11 protein-coding genes are annotated in these 11,067 nt (G+C 41.9%); 1 reads left to right on the forward strand and 10 read right to left on the reverse strand.

Features of this window, described 5'->3' with window-relative positions; all coding sequences use genetic code 11:
• Positions 1-151 precede the first annotated feature (151 nt).
• The 5 genes from gnd to mce form a co-directional block, all read right to left on the reverse strand.
• Positions 152-1,564, reverse strand: coding sequence for an NADP-dependent phosphogluconate dehydrogenase (gene gnd, locus AC3WLU_RS25295; protein ID WP_492598128.1), 1,413 nt, complete (start codon positions 1,562-1,564; stop codon positions 152-154).
• A 41-nt stretch (positions 1,565-1,605) separates the two neighbouring features.
• Complete coding sequence (locus tag AC3WLU_RS25300) at positions 1,606-2,880, reverse strand: DNA polymerase IV (RefSeq protein ID WP_492598129.1); 1,275 nt, start codon at positions 2,878-2,880, stop codon at positions 1,606-1,608.
• A 171-nt stretch (positions 2,881-3,051) separates the two neighbouring features.
• A complete protein-coding gene (locus AC3WLU_RS25305) occupies positions 3,052-4,173 on the reverse strand; it encodes a tripeptidase T (protein WP_048678525.1) in 1,122 nt (373 codons plus the stop codon).
• Between the two features lie 187 nt (positions 4,174-4,360).
• Complete coding sequence (locus AC3WLU_RS25310; RefSeq protein WP_063590658.1) at positions 4,361-5,911, reverse strand: acyl-CoA carboxylase subunit beta; 1,551 nt, start codon at positions 5,909-5,911, stop codon at positions 4,361-4,363.
• The gene (gene mce, locus AC3WLU_RS25315) at positions 5,908-6,333 is read right to left on the reverse strand and encodes a methylmalonyl-CoA epimerase (protein ID WP_063590657.1); all 426 of its coding nucleotides are present in this window, start codon (positions 6,331-6,333) and stop codon (positions 5,908-5,910) included. The genes AC3WLU_RS25310 and mce overlap by 4 nt, the downstream gene beginning before the upstream one ends.
• 167 nt (positions 6,334-6,500) lie before the next feature.
• Between mce and prli42 the strand changes: the two genes are divergently transcribed.
• Positions 6,501-6,596 carry a stressosome-associated protein Prli42 gene (gene prli42 / locus AC3WLU_RS25320; RefSeq protein ID WP_156500278.1) on the forward strand — a complete coding sequence of 32 codons (96 nt, stop codon included), beginning with the start codon at positions 6,501-6,503 and terminating at the stop codon, positions 6,594-6,596.
• Between the two features lie 44 nt (positions 6,597-6,640).
• Here prli42 and AC3WLU_RS25325 read toward each other — a convergent pair whose 3' ends face one another.
• From AC3WLU_RS25325 to AC3WLU_RS25345, 5 genes are all read right to left on the reverse strand, one after another.
• Positions 6,641-7,156, reverse strand: coding sequence for a L,D-transpeptidase (locus AC3WLU_RS25325; RefSeq protein ID WP_057278778.1), 516 nt, complete (start codon positions 7,154-7,156; stop codon positions 6,641-6,643).
• A 30-nt stretch (positions 7,157-7,186) separates the two neighbouring features.
• Positions 7,187-8,176, reverse strand: coding sequence for an aromatic acid exporter family protein (locus AC3WLU_RS25330; protein ID WP_492598130.1), 990 nt, complete (start codon positions 8,174-8,176; stop codon positions 7,187-7,189).
• A 191-nt stretch (positions 8,177-8,367) separates the two neighbouring features.
• On the reverse strand, positions 8,368-9,090 hold the full coding sequence (locus AC3WLU_RS25335) for an amino acid ABC transporter ATP-binding protein (protein WP_034308235.1): 723 nt from the start codon (positions 9,088-9,090) through the stop codon (positions 8,368-8,370).
• Entirely contained in the window at positions 9,083-9,742 is a 660-nt protein-coding gene (locus AC3WLU_RS25340) for an amino acid ABC transporter permease (RefSeq protein WP_057278878.1), read from the reverse strand. The genes AC3WLU_RS25335 and AC3WLU_RS25340 overlap by 8 nt, the downstream gene beginning before the upstream one ends.
• A gap of 119 nt (positions 9,743-9,861) precedes the next feature.
• Positions 9,862-10,665 (reverse strand): transporter substrate-binding domain-containing protein, encoded by an 804-nt coding sequence (locus AC3WLU_RS25345; protein ID WP_170946886.1) that lies wholly within the window; start codon positions 10,663-10,665, stop codon positions 9,862-9,864.
• Between the last annotated feature and the right edge of the window lie 402 nt (positions 10,666-11,067).

An 11,067-nucleotide genomic window follows, 5' to 3' on the forward strand; every position in this document is an offset into this window, starting at 1 on the left:
CCCAATTGAATATCGAGAAAAGGCCGCAGCTTAAAAAATACTCTTTTTTTATTGTCTACTTGACAGGGTTATGTGCACCCAGCGCCCCCTTTTTACATGAAACAAAAAAGCCGGCTTAAAGGGGATCCCCTTTAAGCCTGGCTTGAACATTTTATTTTTCCATCCATTCGGTATGGAACGTTCCTTCTTTATCAATGCGTTGGTAAGTATGAGCTCCAAAATAGTCACGCTGAGCTTGAATCAGGTTAGCTGGCAGTGTTTCTGTACGATAGCTGTCGAAATAGGCAAGTGCCGATGACAAGCAAGGAACCGGGATTCCGTTCATCACAGCCGTTGATACTACCTCCCGTAAAGCTCCTTGGTAACTTTCGACGATTCCTTGGAAGTAAGGATCTAGAAGAAGATTGTTCAAGTTCGCTTCACGATCGTACGCTTCCTTGATTTTTTGGAGGAATTGTGCACGAATGATACAGCCGCCACGGAAAATCATCGCGATTTCCCCATATTGCAAATTCCAGTCATTTTCTTCTGATGCAGCTTTCATTTGTGCAAATCCTTGTGCATAAGAACAGATTTTGCTCATATAAAGTGCTTTTCGGATACTTTCAATCAAAGCCTTTTTGTCGCCTGTAAATGAATCGGTTTTTGGACCGTGAAGGATTTTACTCGCTTCGACACGCTCGTCCTTGATTGCTGAAATAAACCGGGCAAACACGGATTCCGTAATGATTGGAAGCGGAACACCAAGATCAAGCGCACTTTGACTTGTCCATTTACCTGTACCTTTTTGGCCAGCTTTATCTAAAATGACATCGACCATCGGCTTGCCGGTTTCTTCATCATATTTTTTGAAAATATCAGCAGTAATTTCAATTAAATAGCTATCAAGTTCCCCTTCATTCCATTCAGTAAAGACTTCATGGAATTCTTCAGCAGATAGTCCAAGGAGATTTTTCATAAGGAAATAAGATTCGGAAATCAATTGCATGTCCCCGTATTCAATACCATTATGTACCATTTTAACATAATGACCTGCCCCATCCGGTCCGATATACGTGCAGCAAGCATCACCATCGACCTTAGCTGAAATATCCTTCAAAATCGGTGCAACAAGTTCATATGCTTCTTTTTGACCTCCAGGCATGATGGAAGGACCTGTTAGAGCTCCTTCTTCCCCACCTGACACGCCTGTACCGATGAAATGGATGCCAAGTTTGCTTAACTCCTCATTGCGGCGCTGAGTGTCCTTGAAGAAGGTATTCCCTCCATCAATAACGATATCACCTTTTTCAAGCAATGGTTTTAATTGCTCGATTGTTGCATCCGTTGCCGCTCCGGCTTTAACCATCAATAAAATTTTGCGTGGTGTTTCCAAAGAATTGACGAATTCTTCAAGCGTATAAGCGGCTGTTACGTTTTTGCCTTCCGCTTCCTTCATCATCTCGTCCGTTTTTGATCCTGAGCGATTATATACGGAAATTGAATATCCCCTGCTTTCAATATTAAATGCAAGGTTCTTGCCCATTACGGCTAGTCCGATAACGCCAATCTGCTGTTTTGTCATGATTCATCTTCCCTTCTCTCTATCTTTACACAGCTTGTACGCTATTCTTTGTCAAAAGAAGGATCATTCCTCCTGGATTGCTCAAAGAAATCTTTGCTGAAGCTAGTGTCTGTTCCTATTGAACGTTTTTTCAAGGGTAATCCCTTTTTAATAATATTTTCTCCGTACTTATTTTGCAAGTGTTCCATCGCATCATACAGAGGTTCTTTTTCTGCATCCTCTTGAAAGGAGAAAATATCCAGTTGCTTGAAGGCCGACTCTTTTTCGATGACATCATAGGCTGTGACACCAAGAAGCCTGATTCCTTCCCCATTCCAATTTTTCATGAAGAGATCGATAGCTTCATCCAAAATATCCTTTTTTTCAAAAACTGGATTAGGAACCGTCCTGCTTCTCGTAATTGTCCTGCGGTCTTTGTAACGGATCGTCACACCTATTTTTTGACCAAGGAGGCGTTTATTTCTCAAGCGGACGGCAACTTTCCCGGAAAGCTTTTCCAATACACCGATCAATTCTTTTTGATTGGCGGAGTCATGCGGAAGAGTTGTCGAGTTCCCGATGCTCTTATGCTCAAAAATCGCTTCGGGATCCACTACCCTTGGGTCAATTCCATTAGCCCTATCTTTCAAACGGATGCCATTGATCCCAAGAAGCTGTTTAAGTTGACTATCATTGGCGTGTGCAAGGTCCCTGATCGTCATGATCCCGATAGTTCGAAGCTTTTCCGATGTCTTATCCCCGATGCCATGCATTTCGCCCACTTGTAAAGGCCAGAGCTTTTCCGGAATGTCCCGTTTCCTTAATACGGTGATCCCCATAGGTTTCTTCATATCAGAAGCCGTTTTGGCCAAAAATTTATTAGGGGCAATCCCGATACTGCAAGGGAGATCCATCGTATTAAAAATTCTTTCCTGAATGCTATTGGCTATATCTAAAGGCGAACCCAATTCGGCGCATTCACTGATATCCAGATACCCCTCATCAATCGAAACAGGTTCAACCATCTCTGTATATTGCCTCAAAACATCAAAAATAGCCAGTGATGCCTTTCGATAGCGCTCGAAATTCGGTTTCTGAATGACTAATTGAGGACATAATTTTTTCGCCTGCCAAATCGGCATGGTCGTTTTAACCCCGAACTTCCTCGCCTCATAGCTGCAGGTGACGATTATGCCCCTTCTCTCTTCAACATTGCCTGCAATGGCAAGCGGTTTGCCTTTCAATGAAACATCATATGACATTTCCACTGAAGCATAGAAACTATTCATGTCTACATGGAGAATGACCCTGCCATTTTTGGGATACATGTCCTTCATGTTTGACCGTCACATCCTTGTAAATAAAAAACATTTCTATTATAGTATCCCTATTTATCTTTGGTAACCACGCTGAAAGATGCTTCCACTCCAAGAAAAACAGCCATCATATCATTGATGACTGTACATATATCCTTCAATACTTTGAACATCTTGACCTATTATGGGTGATTATTCCCCTGAAACTTCTTTGATGATAGTGATGACCATTTCAGCTAGCTTCGTTAATTCCTCAACTGGAATTCTTTCATTCGTAGTATGGATATCTTCATAGCCCACTGCGAGATTGACAGTAGGGATGCCAAAGCCTGCAATGACATTTGCATCGCTTCCACCGCCGCTTTTAACCAGCTCGCATGGACGGCCGATTTTCTCTGCTGCCTTTCTTGCGATTTCGACAACATGGTCACCAGCACCATATTTAAAACCAGGATACATGACGGTAACTTCAACTTCAGCACGTCCGCCCATTTCAATGGCTGCAGTCTCGAAAGCCTCTTTCATTTTCGCTACCTGTATTTCCATCTTTTCAGGGATCAAGGATCTTGCTTCTGCAAGGATTTCAACATGGTCACAAACAATATTGGTTTGCTGTCCCCCCTGGAAACGTCCGATATTGGCTGTCGTTTCTTCGTCGATTCTGCCTAATGGCATTCTAGAGATTGCTTTGGCTGCGATCGTAATGGCCGAAACGCCTTTCTCTGGAGCGACACCAGCGTGAGCAGTCTTGCCTAAAATGGTTGCGGACACTTTCGCCTGAGTAGGTGCAGCAACAACCACATTGCCCACTTTTCCATCACTATCAAGTGCAAAACCGAATTTAGCCGTTACAAGGGAGCGATCCAATGCCTTTGCCCCTACCAAACCAGATTCTTCACCGACTGTAATGATGAATTCAATTGTACCATGTTCGATATTCTGTTCTTTCAACACTTTAAGCGTTTCTAACATGACTGCCAATCCAGCTTTGTCATCCGCCCCTAATATGGTCGTTCCGTCTGACACTATGTATCCATCTTTGATGGAAGGCTTGATTCCATTACCCGGTACAACCGTATCCATATGGGAGGTGAAATAAATGGTATCTACGCCTTCTTTCGTTCCTTTTAAAGTACATACTAAATTCCCTGCACCATGACCGGTGACTGCTGTTGTATCATCTTCAAAAACTTCTACACCCAGTGCCCCGAATTTTTCTTTCAGCACTTTGGCGATGGCTGCTTCATTTTTCGTTTCGGAATCGATCTGCACCAATTCCATAAATTCATTAACTAAACGTTCTTCATTAATCATAAAATAAAACCTCCAAAAAAGTTTTCCTCTTCAATTATACTTCTAAAAGCGGCGCCCCGGCAAATAATGTGGCATGCTGGTCCTAAGACCGTTTTAAAAAATGAATGATGACTTATTTCAAAATGGTATCTTCCCCCCTATGGAAAAGAGCCCAAAACAGATCGTTAGGGCTCCTTGCAAAGATTGATCACAACGGGATATTACCGTGTTTTTTCCATGGTCGAGTTTCTTTTTTGTTGCGTAGCATATCAAGAGATTGAATGATCTTAATCCTGGTTTCACGGGGATCGATAACATCATCCACCATCCCAAGACTTGCGGCGACATATGGATTGGCGAACTTCTCACGGTATTCTTCAATTTTAGCTGCTCGTGTCGCTTCCGGATCTTGGCTATTTTGAATTTCACGCGCAAAAATGATATTTGCCGCTCCAGCAGAACCCATTACAGCGATTTCAGCATTCGGCCATGCAAACGTAAGATCCGCACCGATGGATTTACTATTAAGAGCCACATAAGCTCCTCCGTATGCTTTTCGCAGAATGATCGTCAATTTAGGTACTGTTGCTTCCGAATAAGCATATAGCAGCTTTGCACCGTGGCGAATGATTCCGCCATGTTCTTGTTTAACGCCGGGGAAAAACCCTGAAACGTCTTCAAACGTAATAAGCGGAATGTTAAACGAGTCACAAAAACGAATAAAACGGGCAGCTTTATCTGATGAATCTATATCAAGTCCCCCTGCCAATACCTTTGGCTGGTTACAGACAAGCCCCACTGATTTCCCTTTGATCCGTGCCAAGCCGACCACTATGTTTTTAGCAAAGCCCTCTTGCACTTCCATAAAGGAATCCTCATCGACAACCTGCTCCAATACTTTCCGAACATCATATGGCCGGATCCCTTCATAAGGGACTACATCCGTTAAGTCCGGCCGGTAGTCATCTCCCTCATCCGCTTCCAAAACCGGCGGCTTCTCTTCATTATTTTGTGGAAGATAGCTCAGGAGCCGTCTAACGTCAGCCAAAACTTGCTCCTCAGATGCTCCTTTGAAATGGGCATTACCGCTTATGGTATTATGTACAGCCGCTCCGCCCAATCCTTCGGATGAAATCTTTTCACCTGTAACCGTTTCAATGACTTTAGGACCTGTTATGAACATTTGGCTCGTTTTTTCAACCATGAAAACAAAGTCGGTAATGGCTGGGGAATATACGGCTCCGCCTGCACAAGGTCCCATAATAACCGAAATCTGTGGAATGACCCCTGAATATATGGAATTCCGGTAAAATATTTGGCCATATCCGTCAAGCGAAACTACACCTTCTTGAATTCGCGCCCCGCCAGAATCGTTTAAACCGATGAAAGGGGCTCCATTTTCCGCTGCCAAATCCATAACATTGGCAATTTTCAGGGCATGCATTTCACCGAGTGCACCGCCAAAAACAGTAAAATCCTGTGAAAACAGATAAATGTCGCGGCCGTTGACCTTTCCGTAACCGGTGACAACCCCTTCTCCCGGCCCTTCTTCCTTTTCCATGCCGAAATTGGTATTACGATGTTTGATAAAAGGATTAAGCTCGATGAAAGTACCTGGATCAACTAGAAGTTCAATTCTTTCCCTTGCCGTAAGTTTGCCCTTTTCATGCTGCTTATCGATTCTTTCTTCACCGCCGCCCATTTCCACTTTTCGGCGTCTGTCATATAGGTCATTGATCGTATCATAAATGTCTGTCATTTCTGCTCCTCCTTTGATAATGCTTGTTCACAAAGCTCATATAATACTCCCGCGGTAGACTTTGGATGAACGAAAGCAACATCCGCATTGTGCGCTCCCTTTCTTGAGGAATCATCAATCATGCGCAATCCAGCTTCTTTGATTTCTTTTATTCTATCTTCGATGTCATCGACGCCTAGTGCCACATGATGAATCCCTTCACCGCGTTTTTCGATGAATTTGGCGATTGGGCTTGCAGGTGACAACGCTTCCAACAATTCCAAACGGGTATTGCCTGCCAGGATGAAGGCCACTTTCACTCCTTGGCTCTCCACTGTCTCGATTCCTTCAAGTTTCAATTTCAACGTTTCCGTGTAAAACGGCAAGGCTTCATCTAGTGACTTGACGGCAATACCAATATGATCGATATTTTTAATCATCATAAAAACCCCCATGCTATGTATTATTGGATGACTCCATTAAAATACTACTAATCTTGCATTAAAGCCTTTTAAGATTCGGAATAATATGAACATTATACTTTTACTTGTTTCTACTAAATGTTCAAGTTAAAATAAAATCAATCAAACTGTATTAAGGGAGAGAGCATATGGGAAACAGGAAAATCAGAAAGATCGTCGTGTATTTAATGCTTATCTCAATGTTATTAATGAGCTTATTATCAGGGATCGCATTTCTTTTGTAATAAACAACGTATTGGGGAGGGGAGCAAAAAGCTTCCCTCTCTTTTTATTTTATCGCTCCATTTTTCTTAGCCAGCGTTTTGAAATCCTCGTTCGATAGGGTGATCAACACCTTAGTGCCGATGGGGACTTTTTCGTACAAACGCTCCACATCGGATTTATGCATCCGTACACAGCCATTTGAAATATATTCACCAATCGATGATGGCTGATTCGTACCATGTATGCCGTATATCCTCCCATCGGTATTTCGCGCATCGAATCCAATCCACCGCGACCCCAAAGGGTTCCTGGGATCACCGCCAGGAATATTCTTTTTCCGGTAATATGGATTGACCGCTTTCACTTTGACCGTGAAGATCCCTTCAGGTGTCAGTTCCTGACTCTTTCCCGTACCGACCGGCAGAATCTCCTTGACCTCGTTATCATCAATGAACGCCAATTTATTGTTGGCTTTATTGATGATGATAAATGGATCGCCAGGCTTAACCGATTGAGGCTGGGCCTGTACCTGTAACGGCCACAAAGATAGAATAAGCAACAAAGAAAGGATCCATTTCATTTGTATCATTCCTTTACTTTTTTGCTTAGTTTAAGCCAAGTGCCTCTTTTTCATTCGGTTGCCGGTCAGCTTGGGTAATCCCTTGAAGGAATGCTTCAACAATAAATAGCGCTCCATTTCCTTCATGAGCTGCAGTAATGCAGCCCTGGATTCGAACTCTTCACGTGTCTGCGGCAGTGCCATTCCCCTAAAATGGATCTCCATTTCTTCAAGCTTCTTCAGATAAAGGATGGCCGTATTTTGTGGGTGGACGTTTTCTGCCAAATCTTCTATAAAATCAGCCACTATCCCGCTTTGCTTGACGACCAACGGAATATTCGTGACCAGGGGAAGAATTCGTTCAATTATTTCAAATTGCTTTTCACGCATTTTGAAATAATGGTAATACAGGTCTTCTTCCCTTAAGAAATGATTTTCCACGTCCCTGAAGGCAAGGCTCTTGGCTTGATTAAGAAGGTTGGCTGTTTCGGTGATTTCCTTACCATCCCATGTGTGATCATTATCCCTCAAATAGCGGACAATTCCCATCAAGATCGCACTGAAGTTCGTTTCGATACTTTCCTGATAGGCCAGCAGTTTGTCATCGACACTGGGCATGTACAGATTCATGACAAGTGCCACTCCAACTCCAACTGCAATTAATATCGTTTCATTGATCAGCAGGGAAAAAGTGATGTTACCGGACCCATATAGGTGCATGATGATGACACTGCTCGTCACGATCCCCTCATTAATCTTCAAGGCAACTGCCGTTGGAATGAAAATCAAGAGAATCAAACCTATTATCAGCGGATGGAATGCGATGAACTGAAATAATAGGGATGCATAGGCCATTGCGATCAAACAAGCTAAAAACCGGTGCCAGGAGGCATACACCGACTTCTTTTTTGTAACTTGGATGCATAAGATCGCAATGATTCCCGCGGCAGAGAAATATTCGAGATTAAGCATTTGTGCAATAATAATTGCCAGGGTGGCCCCCAAAGCAGTTTTAATCGTCCTGTATCCGATTTTAAACATTGTTATGTATCACCCGGCTCTTTCTCTATCTATTATAATACTATCAGGAAATCAGAAATTTTCACAGTCCTTTGCGAGTTAAATTTCCAATTTTTCTAAATACATGCACGCAAAAATACATTATAGGAAAAAAAATAAAAAAGGTAACTAAACGTTACCTTTTTTCACAATTATATACTATTTGCTTTAGCTTATAAAACTTTTTCCAAGAAGTCTTTTGCACGCTGGCTTTTCGGATTGGAAAAGAAATCTTCCGGAGCACTTTCCTCAACGAGCAGACCCCCGTCCAGGAATAGTACTCGATCGGCCACTTCTTTGGCGAAGCCCATTTCATGCGTTACAATCAGCATGGTCATCCCCGTATGTGCCAGTGACTTCATAACCTCGAGCACTTCTTTTACCATCTCGGGGTCAAGCGCTGAAGTCGGCTCATCGAAAAGCATTACTTCCGGGTTCATTGCCAATGCCCGTGCAATCGCGACCCTTTGTTTTTGTCCGCCTGACAGACGATTCGGATAAGTCGATTCTTTATCGGCCAAACCGACTTTAGTCAAGAGCTCACGAGCCTGTTTTACAGCCTCGGCCTTTGATAATTTTTTCACCTTCATAGGTGCATATATCAGATTCTCCAGTACGGTTTTATGTGGAAATAAATGAAAATGCTGAAATACCATTCCGACATTTTCACGCACTTTCATGATATTGGTCTTTTTATCAGTGATGATTTGATCTTTAAACCTGATTTGACCATCAGTTGGAGTTTCAAGCATATTGATGCAGCGCAAGAAAGTTGATTTTCCCGAACCGGATGGACCGATGATCGCTACCACTTCACCCTGTCCTATCTCGGTGCTGATTCCTTTTAAAACTTCGAGCTTACCATAATTTTTTTTGAGTCCATCAATTTTAATCACTGCGTCTCATTCTCCTTTCAATCACTTTGCCTAAGATGGTGAGAATCATGACCATCACATAATAAATGAGACCGGCAAATAAAATCGGCTCGAAGAATTTATATGTCTCACCGCCGACAATATAAGCACGGCGCATGATATCCCCTAATCCAATAATTGTGACAACGGCTGATTCCTTCGTTAAGGAAATCAATTCGTTAACAAGGGACGGCAGGATGTTCTTGATGGCCTGCGGAAGGATAATATTAAGCATCATCCCTGAATAGGGAACCCCAAGTGCAAGTGCAGCCTCTCGTTGGCCTTTATCGACCGCTAAAATGCCTCCCCTGATAATTTCAGAGATATATGCAGCTGAATTTAGCCCGAATGCTAAAAATGCTGCTTGGAACGCTTCGATTTGAATCCCTAATATTTGTGGTGAACCAAAATAAATCAGCATTAATTGCAGCACCAAAGGGGTACCGCGAAAAATGGATGTATAAAAGTCAGCAATCCAATTCAATGGCTTGATTCTGCTGATTTTAAGTATAGATAATAATATTCCCAAAACAAATCCGATTACTGCCGCTACCGCTACAACCTTTAATGTAGTCGGCATTCCCTCCAGGATATATGGAAGGGAAGGCATAATCCTTTCAAATTCCAGATTCACTCCATTCATCCTCTCTTATGAAGGCCGTTATCTTGGGCCTTCCTCCTGCTTCATTTTATTAACAATAAAGCGCGGAAAAACGTTCAGAAGGCATTCTGAACGCTTTTCATCTCTCTGTTTTATTCAGTTTCACTGCCACCGAACCATTTTAATATTAATTTTTCCATTTCACCATTTTCCATCATTTTTTTCAACTCGGCATTGAATTCTTCAGTTAACTTGCTTCCTTTTTGGAAAGCGATTGCCGAACCGGCATCTTGATCACCAGACTTGATCAAATGGCCAACCAATTCTTTATTATCTTTCAAGTAGCCTTTTGCAACAGTATCTTCCATGATCACGGCGTCAAAACGTCCTGTTGACATTTCTTGAACAACCTCAGGAATACGATTCCGTTTTTCAACTTTCATCCCGATATCTTGGGATTTATTCAAGTCATTTGCCAATGTCTCCTGGATGGATGCAAGCTGTACGCCTACCGTTTTCCCTTTTAAATCTTCAACAGTTTTGATTTTACTGTCCTTTGTCGTGATGATCATGTTTTTAGCTGTATAGTAAATATCACTGAAATCGACTGATTGCTCACGTTTTTCTGTTGGAGTCATTCCGGAGATAACGAAATCGACCGATTTATTTTCCAGGGCAGGCACAAGACTATTAAAGTCAATGTCCTTCACTTCGACCTCATAACCTAATTTTTTTCCGATTGCTTTAGCGATATCAATGTCAAATCCTTGGATTTCATCACTTTTAGATGTTTCAACAAATTCAAATGGCGGATAATCCGCAGATGTTCCCATTACCAGGACCTTCTTGTCTTCATTGTCAGCTGTGTTCTTATCTTCTTTCTCTGATGTTCCGCATGCCGCTAAAATACCTACTAATAAAATAGAAGTAAGCAACAATGCTAACTGCTTTTTCAACTTCATTATTATTCCTCCAAAATGATATTTTCAATTCTCTTGTTATTAAATTAGGTTAGTTGAATTTCGAATAACTAATATTCATACACTAATGTGTATTTTAACACACTCTAATAATTATTCAATAACGTAAATAATAGATTCATTTTTCAGAATATTATCATAATTCAACATCTGGGCTTCGTGCTTTCTCATCAAAGGTAATATATCCGCCTCCATATCTATCTTCTTTCCCAAAAGTTCCTGACTTATGCAATTTCATGAATAAAAAAACCCACCGATTGGGCGGGTTCAGACTGTAGACAAAATTCGAACAAAAGCCAGTTTTCATATAGTTTTTTTTAAAAAAAAGTATTTCTATTGATTCCAGAAATCCGCTCCCTTTCCGCCGACTGACTGCCA

Source organism: Peribacillus sp. FW305-BF15, assembly GCF_058783805.1.

What these genes read in the sequence shown, in the direction of transcription:
- gnd (WP_492598128.1), bottom strand. Translation starts at nt 1,564, where the DNA reads ATGACAAAACAGCAGATTGGCGTTATCGGACTAGCCGTAATGGGCAAG.
- AC3WLU_RS25300 (WP_492598129.1), bottom strand. Translation starts at nt 2,880, where the DNA reads ATGAAGGACATGTATCCCAAAAATGGCAGGGTCATTCTCCATGTAGAC.
- AC3WLU_RS25305 (WP_048678525.1), bottom strand. Translation starts at nt 4,173, where the DNA reads ATGATTAATGAAGAACGTTTAGTTAATGAATTTATGGAATTGGTGCAG.
- AC3WLU_RS25310 (WP_063590658.1), bottom strand. Translation starts at nt 5,911, where the DNA reads ATGACAGACATTTATGATACGATCAATGACCTATATGACAGACGCCGA.
- mce (WP_063590657.1), bottom strand. Translation starts at nt 6,333, where the DNA reads ATGATGATTAAAAATATCGATCATATTGGTATTGCCGTCAAGTCACTA.
- prli42 (WP_156500278.1), top strand. Translation starts at nt 6,501, where the DNA reads ATGGGAAACAGGAAAATCAGAAAGATCGTCGTGTATTTAATGCTTATC.
- AC3WLU_RS25325 (WP_057278778.1), bottom strand. Translation starts at nt 7,156, where the DNA reads ATGAAATGGATCCTTTCTTTGTTGCTTATTCTATCTTTGTGGCCGTTA.
- AC3WLU_RS25330 (WP_492598130.1), bottom strand. Translation starts at nt 8,176, where the DNA reads ATGTTTAAAATCGGATACAGGACGATTAAAACTGCTTTGGGGGCCACC.